15 protein-coding genes are annotated in these 15520 nt (G+C 72.5%); 5 read left to right on the plus strand and 10 right to left on the minus strand.

Going from position 1 to position 15520, the window contains the following annotated elements; all coding sequences use genetic code 11:
- Nucleotides 1-43: 43 nt before the first annotated feature.
- The 3 genes from ABR738_RS23720 to ABR738_RS23730 all read right to left on the minus strand — a co-directional run bounded on the left by ABR738_RS23720 (nucleotide 44) and on the right by ABR738_RS23730 (nucleotide 3181).
- Entirely contained in the window at nucleotides 44-1366 is a 1323-nt protein-coding gene (locus ABR738_RS23720) for a DUF2637 domain-containing protein (RefSeq protein ID WP_350231996.1), read from the minus strand.
- Between the two features lie 104 nt (nucleotides 1367-1470).
- Nucleotides 1471-2259 carry a DUF3558 domain-containing protein gene (locus tag ABR738_RS23725; protein WP_350231997.1) on the minus strand — a complete coding sequence of 263 codons (789 nt, stop codon included), beginning with the start codon at nucleotides 2257-2259 and terminating at the stop codon, nucleotides 1471-1473.
- A gap of 34 nt (nucleotides 2260-2293) precedes the next feature.
- Nucleotides 2294-3181 carry a DUF3558 domain-containing protein gene (locus ABR738_RS23730; RefSeq protein ID WP_350231998.1) on the minus strand — a complete coding sequence of 296 codons (888 nt, stop codon included), beginning with the start codon at nucleotides 3179-3181 and terminating at the stop codon, nucleotides 2294-2296.
- A gap of 213 nt (nucleotides 3182-3394) precedes the next feature.
- Here ABR738_RS23730 and ABR738_RS23735 point away from each other — a divergent pair, with 213 nt between their 5' ends.
- The gene (locus ABR738_RS23735) at nucleotides 3395-4588 is read left to right on the plus strand and encodes an RtcB family protein (protein ID WP_350231999.1); all 1194 of its coding nucleotides are present in this window, start codon (nucleotides 3395-3397) and stop codon (nucleotides 4586-4588) included.
- Between the two features lie 598 nt (nucleotides 4589-5186).
- Here the strand turns inward: ABR738_RS23735 and ABR738_RS23740 are convergent.
- Nucleotides 5187-6233, minus strand: a complete 1047-nt coding sequence (locus ABR738_RS23740) for a hypothetical protein (RefSeq protein ID WP_350232000.1) — start codon at nucleotides 6231-6233, stop codon at nucleotides 5187-5189.
- Nucleotides 6234-6814: 581 nt separating this feature from the next.
- Here ABR738_RS23740 and ABR738_RS23745 point away from each other — a divergent pair.
- Nucleotides 6815-7642, plus strand: coding sequence for an MmyB family transcriptional regulator (locus ABR738_RS23745; protein WP_350232001.1), 828 nt, complete (start codon nucleotides 6815-6817; stop codon nucleotides 7640-7642).
- 126 nt (nucleotides 7643-7768) lie between these two features.
- Here ABR738_RS23745 and ABR738_RS23750 read toward each other — a convergent pair whose 3' ends face one another.
- From ABR738_RS23750 to ABR738_RS23760, 3 genes are all read right to left on the minus strand, one after another.
- Nucleotides 7769-8533, minus strand: coding sequence for an SDR family NAD(P)-dependent oxidoreductase (locus ABR738_RS23750; RefSeq protein ID WP_350232002.1), 765 nt, complete (start codon nucleotides 8531-8533; stop codon nucleotides 7769-7771).
- A gap of 85 nt (nucleotides 8534-8618) precedes the next feature.
- Nucleotides 8619-8954 carry a YnfA family protein gene (locus ABR738_RS23755; RefSeq protein WP_350232003.1) on the minus strand — a complete coding sequence of 112 codons (336 nt, stop codon included), beginning with the start codon at nucleotides 8952-8954 and terminating at the stop codon, nucleotides 8619-8621.
- 73 nt (nucleotides 8955-9027) lie between these two features.
- Nucleotides 9028-10500 (minus strand): FAD-dependent monooxygenase, encoded by a 1473-nt coding sequence (locus ABR738_RS23760; protein ID WP_350232004.1) that lies wholly within the window; start codon nucleotides 10498-10500, stop codon nucleotides 9028-9030.
- A 292-nt stretch (nucleotides 10501-10792) separates the two neighbouring features.
- Here ABR738_RS23760 and ABR738_RS23765 point away from each other — a divergent pair, with 292 nt between their 5' ends.
- Entirely contained in the window at nucleotides 10793-11374 is a 582-nt protein-coding gene (locus tag ABR738_RS23765) for a TetR/AcrR family transcriptional regulator (protein ID WP_350232005.1), read from the plus strand.
- A 247-nt stretch (nucleotides 11375-11621) separates the two neighbouring features.
- The gene (locus ABR738_RS23770; RefSeq protein ID WP_502964238.1) at nucleotides 11622-12068 is read left to right on the plus strand and encodes a MarR family winged helix-turn-helix transcriptional regulator; all 447 of its coding nucleotides are present in this window, start codon (nucleotides 11622-11624) and stop codon (nucleotides 12066-12068) included.
- Nucleotides 12069-12095: 27 nt separating this feature from the next.
- On the opposite strand, the gene ABR738_RS23775 is transcribed toward ABR738_RS23770, so the two are convergent.
- Together ABR738_RS23775 and ABR738_RS23780 are read right to left on the minus strand one after the other, a co-directional pair.
- Complete coding sequence (locus ABR738_RS23775; protein WP_350232007.1) at nucleotides 12096-12848, minus strand: Mut7-C RNAse domain-containing protein; 753 nt, start codon at nucleotides 12846-12848, stop codon at nucleotides 12096-12098.
- Nucleotides 12849-12942: 94 nt separating this feature from the next.
- Entirely contained in the window at nucleotides 12943-13782 is an 840-nt protein-coding gene (locus tag ABR738_RS23780) for an NAD(P)H-binding protein (RefSeq protein ID WP_350232008.1), read from the minus strand.
- Nucleotides 13783-14480: 698 nt separating this feature from the next.
- Here ABR738_RS23780 and ABR738_RS23785 point away from each other — a divergent pair.
- Nucleotides 14481-14912, plus strand: coding sequence for a GNAT family N-acetyltransferase (locus tag ABR738_RS23785; protein ID WP_350232009.1), 432 nt, complete (start codon nucleotides 14481-14483; stop codon nucleotides 14910-14912).
- Here the strand turns inward: ABR738_RS23785 and ABR738_RS23790 are convergent.
- Nucleotides 14893-15447: a GNAT family N-acetyltransferase gene (locus ABR738_RS23790; RefSeq protein WP_350232010.1), complete on the minus strand. Its 555-nt coding sequence runs from the start codon at nucleotides 15445-15447 to the stop codon at nucleotides 14893-14895. The genes ABR738_RS23785 and ABR738_RS23790 overlap by 20 nt on opposite strands.
- Nucleotides 15448-15520: the final 73 nt, after the last annotated feature.

A 15520-nucleotide genomic window follows, 5' to 3' on the forward strand; every position in this document is an offset into this window, starting at 1 on the left:
CACCGGCCCAAGTGGGCGCGTGCGTGCGGTTGTTGACGTACCGTCAGGCGATGTAGTCCTCGACGTCCTGGTTCGCTTCGAAGTGCGCCTTGAACTGCGGGTACAGCTTGCGCAGCACGACGGCGCTGTCGGGATAGCGCACACCGTGCTCGTCCGTGAGCTTTATGTCCAGCGTCTCGACGGTGGGGTAGGCGCCCTCGGTGCGTTCGTGCTGACGGAAGACCTCATAGGCGAGCTCCGCGAACTGGGCGAACTCGTCCTCCGTCGGTACCGGCGCGGGCCCCGGGTCCGCCGCGCGCGCCGTCGGGACGCCGAGGGGGCGTTCGCGGCCGGGACCCGAGGGGACCATGACCGGCTCCTGCTGCGGGCCCTGCCGCGGGTCCTGCCCCGGGTCCTGCTGGGGCCCGTGCTGCTGAGGTGCGCCCTCGGCGAAGGCCGGGTCGTACGTGCCCTCGTACACCTCGGGCGAGACGTGCTGTGCGGCGAACCACGGGCTCTCGTGCGTGGTGGGCTGCTCGGGGCCGGCGTACTCCTGCGGCGCGGGGGCCGGGTCCTGGCGTGCGGGGGCCTCGGGCGCGGGGGCCTCGGGCGCGGCGGCCTCGGGCGCGGCCTGGGCCGGGGCCAGTTCGGGCTGTGCCTCGGGGCGGGCGGCCGGCGGCCCGGGCGGCAGCAGGACCGGCTCGATGCCGGCGGCGGCGAGACCGGCCGGGGCGGTCTCGGCCAGCGGCACGCCGAACTTGGCGAGCCGCAGCGGCATCAAGGACTCCACGGGAGCCTTGCGGCGCCAGGCGCGGCCGTACACGGCCTGGAGGCGCGCCCGGTAGACCAGGCGGTCCTGTTCGAGCTTGATGACCTGCTCGTAGCTGCGCAGCTCCCACAGCTTCATCCGGCGCCACAGCCGGAAGGTGGGGATGGGCGAGAGCAGCCAGCGGGTGAGGCGGACGCCCTCCATGTGCTTGTCGGCGGTGATGTCCGCGATCCGGCCGACCGCGTGCCGGGCCGCTTCGACGGAGACCACGAACAGGACCGGGATGACGGCGTGCATGCCCACGCCCAGCGGGTCCGGCCAGGCCGCGGCGCCGTTGAAGGCGATCGTGGCGGCCGTGAGCAGCCACGCGGTCTGGCGGAGCAGCGGGAAAGGGATCCGCATCCAGGTCAGGAGCAGATCGAGAGCGAGCAGCACACAGATGCCCGCGTCGACGCCGATGGGGAAGACGTAGGAGAAGTTTCCGAAGCCCTTGTGCAGCGCGAGCTCGCGGACCGCGGCGTACGAACCCGCGAAACCGATCCCGGCGATCACCACGGCACCCGCGACCACCACCCCGATCAGGATGCGGTGCGTCCGTGTCAGCTGAGTCGCGGCCACCCGCGTCCCCTCCCCTTGTCAAGCAATTGGCGGGCACAGCCTGGCACATACGTACGGAGTCCGGCCCACAGGGGAGGGCCGGACTCCGTACGGTCGTGCGAGCGCTACTTGTTGTTGGCGGTGGCCACCGCCGCGACGGCCTCCTTGGCCGCATCGGTGGCGCCCTTCAGGACGTCACCCGTGTCCGGGCCGTCGGCGCCCTGGAACCCGGCGCCGTTGTAGTCGAGGGTGACCACGGCGTTGGCGGTGCGCACCACGACGACGGCGTAACTGAAGTCCGCGTCGCTCTTCTTCAGGTTGAAGACGATCGCGGTGGCCTGGTCGCCGAGACCGGAGACCGGGGCGGTCTTCACATTGGTGGCGTCGCTCGTGGAGCGGGCCGACGAGACCGCGTGGTCGAACTGCTTCTGCGCCAGCGCCTCGCCGCTGCCCAGGCCGGGCGTCGAGTCGTAGCGCTTGAGGTCCACGTCGAGCCAGCGGTACTGCGAGCCGTCGACGCCCTTGTCGTCCAGGCCGTTCCAGGTGCAGCTCGCCTGGGACTGCGGGTCCGCGGTCTTGCCGACCTCGCCCGCCTTCGTCTTCGCCTTGGGAACGTAGGTGTCGATGGTCTTCTCGCTGACCGACTGGCACGCCTCGGGCAGCTTGGCGAACTTCGCCGGGGCCAGGGAGGGCGAGGCCGACGCCTGCTTGCCGCCGGAGGCCGAGGAGGAGGCGGACGAGGACGAGGACGACGCCGAAGAGGTGTCGGTCTTCTTCTTGGCGCCCGAGTCGGACGAGCACCCCACTGCGACGAGCATCACAGGGACGGCGGCACAGGCGAGGACGCGGGCGAGCCGGATGCGCTGGGCCGGGGCGGGTGCCTTTTGGGGGGTGGCCGGGGCTGATCGGTGCATGATTCCTTCGCTCTTCGTTCTTCGCGCTGGCGCGCTATTCGCTGAACTGCTCGACGAGCCGGCCGGCCAGAGCCTGGGCCTGCCCTTGCAGCTCCTTGCTGTCGGGGACCGCGGCGGCTGCCATGGCCTGGGCGGCGTACTCGATGGTCACGATGACGTTGGACGTACGGAAGATCACTGTGACGGTACGTTGTCCGGCGCCCGTGGCGCCGCCGGTGCCGGCCGGGGAGGCCACGTCGTTGAGGAACGCGGCGTCACCGAGGCCGCTGAGCCGGCGCGGCTGGAGACCGGTGTCGGCGCTGCCCGACGGGTTCGGCGCGCCGGGGGTGGCGCCGGCCGGTGCGCCGCTCGGACCGCCGGAGGGCGAGGTGCCGGGCGCGGGTGCGCCGGAGGCGGCGCGGGTGCCGGTGGCGGGGGATCCGGCGGGGGAGGGCGTCGCGGAGGGGGAGGGCGACACGGGTACGGCGGGCGCCGAGCTCGCGGGGGCGGGCAGATTCGCCGCCGTCTCCTTCTTGCCGTACAGCTCCTTGGTCTGGTCGTCGTCGCTCACCGCGGGGTCGTACGACACGACGCGCTCGAAGTCGACCGAGAGTCTGCGCACCCCCTCGGGCGTCTCGTCCTTCCAGCGGCAGCCGACCCGGCGGTCGGTGTCGTAGGTCAGGTCGGCGACGCCCGCGTACTCCTTGGCGGCGTCCGCGTCGGCCAGCGACGCGGCGCCCGGCAGCATGTCCTTGAGCACGCTCTTGCTCACGGCGTGGCAGGGCTCGGGCAGAGTGCGGTACTTGCCGGGCGGCGCGGGCGCCGCCCTGGTCGTACCGCCCTTGGCGTCGGCGCTGGAACCAGCGGGTCCCGACCCTGAGGAACAGCCGGAGGCGAGCGCCACCAGGAGGGCGAGACCGGGCACGTACGCCTTGCGCTGCACGGTGCGAAGGCTCCTTCCAGCAGGACGACGGTGGGAAAAACGGTTGCCGCCGCTGGGCGGCGGCCGGACACAATGTGTATCGCACGTGCACCTGTGAACGCCGGTCCACTGTCCTGGTTGTGGGTTTTGGCGGCGGTTTTTGCCATACGTGCGGTTCAGGGCCTTGGTGCCGTTTTTCGCTTACAGGTTTCACTCACGGGGGATCGAAGAATTATGTCGTACACGCAATTGGCCGGGGCGCGGGTGCCCATCAGGATGTGGGCCGACCCGGCGTCGGTCGACGACGGCGCGATGCGGCAGCTGCACAATGTCGCCACTTTGCCGTGGATCAAGGGACTCGCGGTGATGCCCGACGTCCATTACGGCAAGGGCGCCACGGTCGGCTCCGTGATCGCCATGCACGGCGCGGTCTGCCCTGCGGCGGTCGGCGTCGACATCGGCTGCGGCATGTCCGCCGTCAAGACCTCCCTGACCGCCAACGACCTGCCCGGCGACCTCTCCCGGCTCCGCACGAAGATCGAGCAGGCCATCCCGGTGGGGCGCGGCCTGCATGCCTCACCGGTGGAACCGGGCCGGCTGCACGGCTTCCCGCTGGCGGGGTGGAGCGGCTTCTGGGAGCGGTTCGAGGGGATCGCGGACGCGGTGAAATTCCGTGCCGAGCGCGCCGCCCAGCAGATGGGGACGCTGGGCTCGGGCAACCACTTCGTCGAATTCTGTCTCGACGAGTCGGGCGCGGTCTGGCTGATGCTGCACTCCGGGTCCCGCAACATCGGCAAGGAACTCGCCGACTTCCACATCGGGCAGGCCCAGAAACTGCCGCACAACCAGGGCCTGGTCGACCGCGACCTCGCCGTCTTCGTCGCGGACACCCCGCAGATGGCGGCGTACCGCAACGACCTGTTCTGGGCCCAGGAGTACGCCCAGTACAACCGCGCGATCATGATGGCGCTCTTCCAGGACGTGGTCCGCAAGGAGTTCAAGAAAGCCCGGGTCACCTTCGAGCCGGTCATCTCCTGTCACCACAACTACGTGGCGGAGGAGCGGTACGACGGCATGGACCTGCTGGTCACCCGCAAGGGAGCGATCCGGGCCGGCGCGGGGGACCTCGGGATCATCCCCGGGTCGATGGGCACGGGCTCGTACATCGTCAAGGGCCTCGGCAACGCGGCGTCCTTCAACTCCGCATCGCACGGCGCGGGCCGCAGGATGAGCCGCAGCGCCGCCAAGCGGGCGTTCACCGCGCGGGACCTGGCCGAGCAGACGCGGGGCGTGGAGTGCCGCAAGGACGCGGGTGTGGTGGACGAGATCCCGGCCGCCTACAAGCCGATCGAGCAGGTCATGGACCAGCAGCGCGATCTGGTGGAGGTCGTGGCGAAACTCAAGCAGGTCATCTGCGTCAAGGGCTGAGCGGTGACCGGCGTGACGGCGGGCCGAGGGGGCTCGGGTCGGCGTCACGGGCTGAGCGGTGATCAGGGTCACGGGCGAGCGGTGATCGGCGTCACGGGCCTGGGGGGCGCGGCCGGGCCGGGGGCCTGGGCCCCCGGCCGCCGCCTCTTCCCGGCCCGCATGCCGGGAAAGCGCCGGTGTGGCGCACGGCTGTGCCATCGGCGAGCCGTGGCCTGCCGAGCACTGCCCGTATCACGAGGACGTACCGGGGAGGGGGTCCGGTTTTCGTCCGGGCGGCACTGGCAGAAGCCGCTCGGTGTCCGCGGGACGCCCGGCAGGGCATCGTCTGCCCATGCCCTGCACTGCCGGTTCTGGCGTACGCGGACAACGTCCTCGTGACTACGGACGTTTGGACGGCCGGTTCCTCCCGGTACGGGGGGAACCAGTGATCGTCCTCCACCAGGATGCAGGACGGGCGCCCGGTTTTCCGCTGAAGATTTATCCGCTGAAAAGTGCAATGGGAAAAGATCCGGCCCGGTGGGCGGGATAGCGGCGGTCCGGTGGCCGAGACGCCCGGCGCGGACCGCGAGGCCGCGCGGACCGCGGGGACCGCGGCGGGTCAGGCCGTGGCCTGACCCTGAGCGGGCGGGCGGTCGTCGATCAGACGCTCGTCCGACAGGGCCCACTGATAGGTGAGTTCCTGAAGCGTGGACGCCCCGAACAGCTCCCGCAAGTCATGTACCTCCTTGGAAAGGCTGCGCAGTCCGATGCCCAGGCGCTGCGCGGTGAGCCGCTGCTCGATGCCGCGCGCCATGTCGCGCAGGATCTCGCGCTGGAGCGGCGTCGTCCGCGTGGCGCAGCCGCCGGCCGCGCCGGACGTGCCGCTGTGGGGATCGCCGTCCCAGGGGTCCGCGCGCCGCCAGCCCTCCTCGAAGACCTCGGCGATGAAGGCCACCACGGCCCGGTCCCGCACGTGCCAGAAGGCATGTCCGGGCGCGGAATTGACGATGTGGTCGGAGATGAACGCCTGCCGCCGGTCGATGATCACGCAGCGCTGGAACTGGGTGACCTGGGTACGGAACTGGGCTCCGCGCGCCGTCATCGTGGCCACGTGGGCGCGGGTCACCGCGTCGTCGCGGCCGGTGTCGAGACAGAGGCTGCGGATGTGGACGCCCCGGGTGAGCGCCGCGCTGTCCCTGGCTTCGACAGCCTCCCTGCGGCCCTGGTCACGCGGGCCGCAGGGCTGCGCGGTGAGCAGTTCCGCGCGGGCCCGGCCCACGGCCTGGTCGATCCGGGCGTTGACCAGTTCGGGCTCGCCGAGGAATTCCGAGCCCCGGCCCGAGCGCCACTTGGCGCGCTCGAAGTGCAGGCCGAGCTCGTCGGTGAGCTGGGGGATGCGCGTCGCGAGCGCGGCCCGCGCGGCCAGGTGCCGCAGCTCGTCGTCCAGGCGGCGTCGGCCGGCCTCCTGGGGGTCGAGCGCGATGACCAGGTGGGGCAGGTGCGGATCGGTGCTGACGAGGCCCCACTCGGTGAGCTCGGCGAGCGCGTCGGCGTCACGGTGCGGATCGATGTGCTCATGACGGGTGACCCGGCCGTAGAGTTCGACGGCCTCGGGCGACAGCGCCCGGGCATCGGCATCGGCCGCCCGACTGTCCCTTTCGCCCATGTCTGCCCCCGTAGCGCCGGTGCGTGTGTGCGCCCTGCGTACGTGCGCATCCGCTACCGCTTGATCCGTGCATGCCCCATCAGCCAGCGTACCTGTGGGGTCTCTCCCGGGGGTGCCTCGGCGACCGGCCACGGCTCGGCCGCCAGAGCGGTGCCCGGAGGACGCCCCCACCCCGACCCGTTCCATGAAAGGGCACGCCTCGCCAACCGCCCCCCGGCCCACGCCCCGGTCGTGACGGCCACCGTCCCCGCCGTGCCCTCGGTCCCGCTCCCCCTGCCCCGACGCCCGCGCCCGGGGCCGTCGTGCTGCCGAAAGGGCCGCGCCGACGCCGGTTTACGACGGCCGGCCCGCGCCCCGGGGTCACCCGGCGTGCGCGGGAGAGGCGATCGGCTCCCACAATGGGGCGTACACCGACAATGGAACGTACGCCGACGAGAGGACGCGCGCCGGCCACCCGGCCGGCGCCGGCCACCCGGCCCGGGTCCGATGGCAGAGTCGGGGCCGCGCACCGGGAGCGGCTGTTCCAACCGCGCGGCCGACGCAGACGTCGCCGGCCGCCCGTCACCGGGGGAGAACCACAGATGGACAAGCCCGCTCTGCGCTCTCTGCTGCGCGAGCGCCGCGCGCTGATCACGCCCGAGAGTCATGGGCTGAGCAGACCGACCCGGCAGGGCCGGCGGGCGCCCGGCCTCTCGCAGGCCCAGATCGACCAGATCCTGCACCGCGCCCCCGACACCTACGGACGCCTGGAGTCCGGCCGCTACCCCAACCCGCCCGCCGACCTGCTCCAGGACGTGGCCCGGCTGCTCGGCATGAACGAGCAGGAGTGGATCGCGCTCTGGCGCTACTGCCTCGGCCAGGATCCGCCCTTCCCCCTGCACTCGCAGTCGGGAGAGGAGATCCCCGGGGTGTGGCAGGAGGCGGTCGACGGCATCGGACACATGGCGTACGTCAACGACCGCTCGTGGAACCTGCTGGCGCACAACGCGTGCTGGGAGGAGATGTTCCCCGACCGGCGCGTGCCGAGGAACACCATGCGGTGGATGGCGCTCGACCCGGGCGCCCGGGAGACCCTGGCCGACTGGGAGCACTCCTGGGCGCCGCTCGTGCTGCCTCAGCTGCGGGCCGCGCTGGCCGCCGACCCCACCGACCAGACGCTGGCGCAGATCGAGAAGGAGGTCCTTGAGGACCCGCTCGCCTCCCGGATCTACAACCGGGCCAGCGCCTACCTGCACCTCGACGGCGACGAGCGCCCCCTCAACCACGCCTCGCGCGGCCCGGGCTGGGTGACGATGTGCGCCGCCCAGCCGATGGCCGCGCCGGGCGCCCGCCTGATCATCCTGGTCTTCCACCCGGGCGAGAAGCGCCGCCACACGCGGATGCCGATGCTGCGGGCGGCCGTGGAGTAGGGCGGGGTGGGGCCGGCGCCCGGGCCGGGCGGAAGTTGGGGCCGGGGCCGACGCCGGGGGCCGGGGCGGGGGCCGGTGCCCGGGCCGGGCCGAAGCTGGTGCCGGGGGCCGCGCGCTCCGGGTCCGCTACAGCTCGCGGTGGACCTTCGTGTTGGAGGCCTGGGCCCTCGGGCGGACGACGAGCAGGTCGATGTTGACGTGGCTGGGACGGGTGACCGCCCAGGTGATGGTGTCCGCGACGTCCTCGGCGCTCAGCGGCTCGGCCACGCCCGCGTACACCTTGGCGGCCTTCTCGGTGTCGCCGCGGAAGCGGGTGGTGGCGAACTCCTCCGTCTTCACCATGCCGGGCGCGATCTCCACGACCCGCACCGGACGGCCCACGATCTCGAGCCGCAGCGTCTCGGCCAGCACGCGCGCGCCGTTCTTCGCGGCCACGTAACCGCCGCCGCCCTCGTAGGTGGCGTGGCCCGCCGTCGAGGACAGGATGACGACCGTGCCGTCGCCGGAGGCTTCCAGCGCGGGCAGCAGGGCCTGGGTGACGTTGAGCGTGCCGATGACGTTCGTCTCGTACATCTGGCGCCAGTCCGCCGGATCGCCGGTCGCGACCGGGTCCGCGCCCAGCGCGCCGCCCGCGTTGTTGACCAGCACCCCGATGGTGCGGAACGCGGTGGCGAACTCGTCGACGGCGGCGCGGTCGGTCACATCGAGCGGGTACGCGGTCGCCTGGTGGCCCGCCTCGTTGATCTCGGCGGCCAGCGCCTCGACGCGGTCCTTGCGGCGGGCGGTCAGCACCACGCGGTAACCGGCGGCGGCGAGGCCGCGGGCGGTGGCGGCACCGATCCCGCTGCTCGCTCCGGTGACGACGGCGATCGGGGTCCCGGCGGCAGTCATTCGTGCTCCTCGCGCGCGTGTGGTGAGTACGCCGCCAGGATAGGCGGGGCGTACGACACCCGGCCGGGCCGGTCCGGTCCCGGTCTCAGCGGCCGCGCGGGGCGTACATGATCACGGCCATCCCGGCCAGGCAGACCAGCGCGCCGGTGATGTCCCAGCGGTCCGGGCGGTAGCCGTCCGCGACCATGCCCCAGACGATCGAGCCCGCCACGAAGACACCGCCGTACGCGGCGAGGATCCGGCCGAACTCGGCGTCGGGCTGGAGCGTCGCCACGAAACCGTAGACGCCGAGCGCGAGGACCCCCGCGCCGATCCACACCCAGCCCCGGTGCTCCCTGACCCCCTGCCAGACGAGCCAGGCCCCGCCGATCTCGAACAGGGCGGCCAGGACGAACAGGAGCGCGGAGCGTGCGACGAGCATGGGGTTCAGGGTGGCACGGGTTGTGCCCTGGGTGCTGGGTGTGGGGCACGGGTTGTGCTGGGCGTCTTTGCTCCTAGGCGTGTCCCGTCCAGCGTTGGAGCGCGGTGTGCAGCCCGGCCGGGTCGGGGCCGTCGCTCGCCCACGCCACGTAACCGTCCGGCCGCACGAGCAGCGAGCCCGCGCGCCCGCTCCTCCAGTGCGCGCCGACCACCTCCCCGGGCGCCACGAGCGGGGCGTTCTCGGGTGTCACCAGGACGAACCTGCCCTGCCGCAGCGCCTCGTACAGACGCCCCCGCGCGAGCTCCAAATCCGGTGCGCGCTTTCCGGTGAGCGGGTGCGCGCCGCGCTCGGCCCGGTAGGCGATGCCGACGCCGCTGATCATCGCGAGCGCCTTGTCGGCGGCGGGGCGTACGGTCTTGAGGATCGAGACGGCCAGCGAACGGACCGCGCGCTGAAGGGGGTTGTGGGCCATCGCGAGCCGGACCAGCACCCCGCTGCTGCGCAGCACCGACGCGCCGACCGGATGGCGTTCCGCCTGGTAGCTGTCGAGCAGCGCCTCGGGGTCGCCGACCCGGCCGCGCAGCACGGCGGCGAGCTTCCACGAGAGGTTCGCGGCGTCCTGGAGGCCGGTGTTCATGCCCTGGCCGCCGGCGGGGGAGTGGACGTGCGCGGCGTCCCCGGCGAGGAAGACGCGGCCGACGCGATAGGACGGCGCCTGGCGTTCGTCGCTGTGGAAGCGGGAGAGCCAGCGCGGGTCGTGCAGACCGTGGTCGGCGCCCAGGGCCTCCCGGGCGATGGCGCGGATCTCCTCCAGGTCCACGGGTTCGGTGTCGGGAACCTGGCGCTTGCGGTTCCAGCCCATGACCCGGAAGTACCCGTCGCCGAACGGGGCGACGACGGCGAAGGAGTCGCCTGAGCCGGTGACCGTGAGCATGGTGTCCGGCTCCCGCTCCAGGCGCACGTCCGCCAGGACGATCGAACGGATCACCGCCGCGCCGGGGAAGGGCAGTCCAAGCGCTTCGCGCACGCCGCTGCGCGAGCCGTCGGCGCCGACGAGGTAGCGGGCCCGCGCCGTCAGGTGCCGCCCGTCCTCGGCGTCGCGCAGGGTGGCCGTGACGCCGTTGCCATCCTGATGGAGCGTCAGCAGCGCGGTGGCGTAACGGAATTGGACGCCCTCGGCCAGTGCGCGCCGCTCCAGGATCCGTTCCATCTCGTACTGCGGGGTGACCAGGAGGAACGGGAAGCGCGAACGCAGCCGGGTCAGGTCGAGGGTGACCCGGCCGAACATGTCCATGTGGTCGACGGCTGTGCCGCCCTTGATCAATTCCTCCGCCAGGCCCCGGGCATCGAGCATTTCCAGGGTGCGCGCGTGGACGCCGAAGGCGCGGGTCAGGTTGCTGATGCCGTGCGGGCGGCGTTCGACGACGGTGACGCTCAGGCCGGTCGCGGCCAGATCGCCGGCGAGAAGCAGTCCGGTGGGGCCTGAGCCGATGACGAGGACGTCGGCGGTCAACGCGGCGTCGAGTGCGCGGGTGGAGTCGTTCATGACTGCCTCCTGGTGCCGGCCGTGTTGGTCGACGCGTGCGGGTCGATACGTGGGGGTCAACGCGTGCGGGGCAATGCGTGCGGGGCAATGCGTGCGGGGCAATACGTGCGGGGCAATACGTGCGGGAGTGCGGGACAACGCGTGTTGGCCAACGCGTGCGGGTCGATGCGTGCGGGTCGATGCGTGCGGGAGTGCGGGTCGACGCGTGTTGGTCAACGCTTGTTGGCCTGTGTGGGAAATGTAGAACCGGCGTCGCTGGCGTGTCAACAGGTGTTGGCCTACATTTGTTGGCATGACGACCGAAGCCGCCGCCGACGGCCCCCGCCGCACCTCCGGAGCCACCAAGACCGCGATCCTCGAAGCCGCCCGCGAGCGGTTCGCGGCCGACGGCTACGAGCGCGCGACCATCCGGGCCATCGCCCGGGACGCGGGGATCGACCCGTCGATGGTGATGCGGTACTACGGCAACAAGGAGGGCCTGTTCGCGGCCGCCTCCGAGATCGAGCTGGGCTTCCCGGACCCGGCGGAGCTGCCCGCCGACGGGCTCGGCGCGGCGCTCGTCGCCCACTTCTTCGACCGCTGGGAGGGTGACGACGTGCTGACCGCCCTGCTCAGGGTCGGCGTCACCAACGCGACCGGCGCCGAGCGGGTGCGGGCCGTCTTCGCCGAGCAGATGGTGCCGCTCGCCGCCGCCGTCTGCCCGGACCCGGACGACGCCCCGCGCCGGGCCGCCCTGGTGTCCTCGCAGATCCTGGGCATGGCCCTGACCCGCTATGTGTTGCGGTTCCCGCCCACGGCCGCGATGCCCCGCGACGAGATGATCGCATGGCTCGGCCCGACAGTGCAGCGCTATCTGACGGCGGAGCGGGCCTGACGGCGGAGCGGGCCTGAGGGTGGAGCGGGCCTGAGGGTGGAGAGGGCCTGAGGGCGCGGCGGGCGAGGGGTGCCGGGGCGACGGGTGCTGGGGGCGACGGATGCTGAGGGCGGGCCGGGCCCGGGCTGGTCGCCGCCGCCTGCCCGACGGCCTCCCCCTGGCGCCGATCCCTGCGCCGTACACTCTCCGCATGCCACAGAAGAGGAGCGTCGGCGGCGTGTCCGGCCCCGGCCCGCGCGGCGATCTGATGCGTGACCTCGGGGCCGTCGCCCGGCGCTACATGGCGTCGTACGCGCTCTTCAACCAGGCGCTCGCCGACCATCTGGGCCTGCATCCGACGGACTTGCAGTGCCTCAACCTGCTGGGCCTCGAACCCGGGCCCGTCACCACGGGGCGGATCGCCGAGCTGACCGGCCTCACCACCGGCTCCGCCACCCGGCTCGTCGACCGCCTGGAGAAGTCCGGGTATGTGACGCGGCGCCGCGACACCGCGGACCGCCGCAAGGTGCTCGTCGAGGTGGTGCCCGCGCGGATGGCGGAGCTGGGCGCGGTCTGGGGCCGGCTCAACGGCGCGTGGTGGGAAATGTTCGAGGCGTACGAGGACGACGAGATCGCGCTCATCGCCACGCACATGCGCCGCACGATCGACCTCAGCGCGTCCCAGGCCGAACGCCTCAGGGGCGGCCTGGTCTGACCGAGGTGGAGGCGCGGCCCGGGCTGGTCATTCCGGGCGGTGGGCGGCCGCGTTCACGTGGCCGAACTCGCGGACGGCGTCGTCGACGATGGCCTCAAGGCTCGCGTGGTGCGCCCCGCGCCAGTAGACCCGTTCGCAGGAGCCGCACTCGGCGAAGACGTCGTACGCGGTGCGCGTGCCGTGCTCCAGGCGGTCGCCCACCGACTCCTTGTCCGCCTCGCGCAGCGGCGCGTTGCAGGCGGTGCAGCGGCTCCAGGGCGCGAGCTCGGGCGCGAACCGGCCCAGTACGTCCCGCAGTTGGTCCTCGGTGCGGTGGCTGTAGACGTACGCCCCCGCCCACAACTCCCTGCGGTGCAGCAGACCCCGGTCCCGCGAGAGCAGCACACGCCGCTCCCGCGCCGAGAGCGCGGCGAGCGCCGGGTCGCCGATGTCCTCGTTCTCGTACGCGGCGTCGACGCCGAGCAGCCGCAACCGCCGCGCGAGTGTGCCGAGATGGACGTCGAGCAGGAACCGGAGCGGGGCGCCCGGAACCCGCTGAGGGCGCTCGACCGCGCGCACCTCGATGAACTCGCCCGCCACCGGGATGTGCGAGACCGGGACCTCGCGGCCGTCCGCGAGCAGCCGGCCGGCCTCGGTCAGGGGGACGCCCAGCGACTCGACGACGTGGCCCAGGGTGGACACGCCGTCGGTCACCACGGTGCTGCGGCCGTCACGGCGCTTCGTCGGAACGAAGAGCCGCAGCTCAGGGGCGAAGTCGATCTGGATCTCCGGTCCGTTCACGCCGCCAGGATCGCATTGGGACGGGGGTACGGGCCAGGTATTTCAGGCGCGCGCCCCGGTGCGCTCCCCGGGCCGGATGTTCGGGAAGCGCTTTTCAGGGCCGGAAGGCATCCGCGTGCTCCCGCGCCCAGGACGCGAACGTGCGGGCCGGGTGACCGGTCAGCTCCTCGACGGCCGATGTGACAGCATCTGGGCGGCCGTCGTGTGAGGCGAAGTATCCGAGCAGCGCGTCCGCGACACTTTCCGGCATGAACTCGGCCACCGACTCCTTCCAGGCCGCGCCGCTCACGGTGTTGACAGTCAGCGGACGCCCCGACGCCTCGCCGACGATCGCCACCCGCTCGGCCGCGCTGAGGGAGGCGGGGCCCGTCAAGTGGTAGGAGCGGCCGCGCAGTTCGGGCCGGGTGAGGACGGCGAGGGCGGCCTCGGCGATGTCGGCCTCGTGGATGGGGCTGGCCTGGGTCCCGGGGTAGGGCAGGTCCACGGTGCCGGCGGACTTCGCGGCCCAGGACCAGCCCAGCGCGTTGCCCGCGAAGGCGCCGGGTTGCAGGAACGTCGACTGGATTCCGGAGTTCGCCAGGCCGCGTTCGACGGCGCTGTGCATCGCCGCGATGGCGTTGGTGTCGGCGCCGGGCTCCAGGACGGAACTGGAGGAGAGCAGCGCTATGTGCTGGACCCCGGCCGCCTTCGCCTCGGTGAGGAACGCTTCGATGTGCTGCGGGTTGGCGTAGAGGAAGACCGACTCGACGCCGGCCAGGGCGGCCGGGAACGTCGCCGGGTCGTCGAGGTCGCAGACGACGCGCTCCACGCCGTCGGGAACGGTCAGCTTGTCCGGGCTCGCAGAGGCGGCGCGCACGGCGAGGCCGTGCTCTCGCAGCAGCCCGATGAGGATGGTGGCGACCTTGCCGCGGCTGCCGGTGATCAGGACCGTCATGAGGCGAATGCCCTCCGGGTGAAGGAAGTTGAGGCGTGCGGCATTGTTCGTTCACGTTCACGTACGAAGACCGAGCCTACGTCGCGGTCGGCCACGGGCACGGTGACGCATGGCGATGCGCCCTGCCTGTCGGACGGTGAGCGATAACCTGCGTCAGGCAATATCTGCGACACGCAGATAAATATCCCCGCCGGACGGGGAGCCGTCAAACGCGTTTCGGGGACGGGGGACTGAGACGGGCCAGGGGTGGCGACGGGGACGGGGGACGGGAAGGGGGCGGGCAGGGGAGGGGACGGGCAGGGAAAGGGACGGCCTGGGGGGCGACCACAGCGCTGGTCAAGGTCGAGGTGGTCACGGTGCCCCCGGCGGTCACGGTGTCGGTGGCTACGGTGGGCGTGGGCACCGGGTCGAGGTGGTCACGGTGCCCCCGGCGGTCGCGGTGTCGGTGGCCACGGTGGGCGTGGGCACCGGGTCGAGGTGGTCACGGTGCCCCCGGCGGTCGCGGTGCCGGTGGCCACGGTGGGCGTGGGCACCGGGTCGAGGTGGTTACGGTGCCGGTGGCCATGGTGCCGGTGGTGACCGTGGGCGTGGTCACGATGCCAGTGGTCACCGTGGGTGTGTCACCGTGAGGTGGGGGCGGTCGCCGGGGCGACTATCGCGGTGGCCGGTAGCGCCCCGTGCGCTCTACTCTTCGCCGCATGAAGATCATTGACCTTGAGCCCGGCGACCCGCGTCTGGCGGCCGACCTGCTGCCGGTGCTCCTCGAACTCCGCCCGCACCTCACCGAGGACCTGTTCGCCGGGATCTACGGGGAGGGGCACGCCCAGGGCCTGCGCTTCACCGCCGCCTACGCCGACGACGGGTCCTGCGTGGGCGCGGCCGGCTGGCGCGTCGTGGTCAACACCGTCGCCGGCCGCAAGCTGTACGTCGACGACCTGGTCACCGCCGCGACCGCCCGCTCCACCGGCGTGGGCCACGCCCTCCTCGCCCACCTCGAAGCCCACGCAAGGGCTGCGGGCTGCACCTCCTTGAACCTCGACTCCGGCACGCACCGCACCGACGCGCACCGCTTCTACTTCCGTGAGCGCATGGCCGTGACGGCCTTCAACTTCAACAAGCACCTGGACTGACCCCCTCCGCCAGGTCCGCACGCCAGTCGTTGGAGCGCAGCCGGGTGCCCGGCGGGTACTCGAACGCCACCTCGCCGGCCCAGGTGAACCCCGCCGCCCGGCAGGTGGCGTTGGAGGCCGCGTGGTCCACGGACGGATAGGCGTGCAGCGTGCGCGGGCCGCCCGCCGCGCGTGCCTCGGCCACCACCGCCCGCAGCGCGGCGACGGCCAGGCCTCGGCCCCGGTGGGCGGGCAGGATGCCGTACCCCGTCTCGTACACCGGCTCGCCCTGCCATACGCGCCGCCAGTAACCGACCGTCCCGACCACCTCGTCCGTCCCGGCGACGAGGACCTTGAACATGCGTCCCTCGTCGGCGGGACCGGCGCTCATGGCTGTGTACTCGCGGTGCCGGGACAGCACCTTCTCCTCGGACTCCGGGCCGCCGAGGTGGTCGGTCATCTCCGGCGCGTTGGCCGCGCGGAGCAGGTCGAGGTCGTCGTCCGACCACGCTTCGAGCCGGACGCGCAAGGGAACTTCACGGGCTGTGTCGTTCATGTCCCCCACGGTAGGCGCCGGGTCTGACAATGGCCCTGACCAGGGGCGAAGGCATCCGGGGCCGCTCGGTGGG

Source organism: Streptomyces sp. Edi4, from assembly GCF_040253615.1.
In the GTDB taxonomy this organism is placed as follows: Bacteria; Actinomycetota; Actinomycetes; order Streptomycetales; family Streptomycetaceae; genus Streptomyces.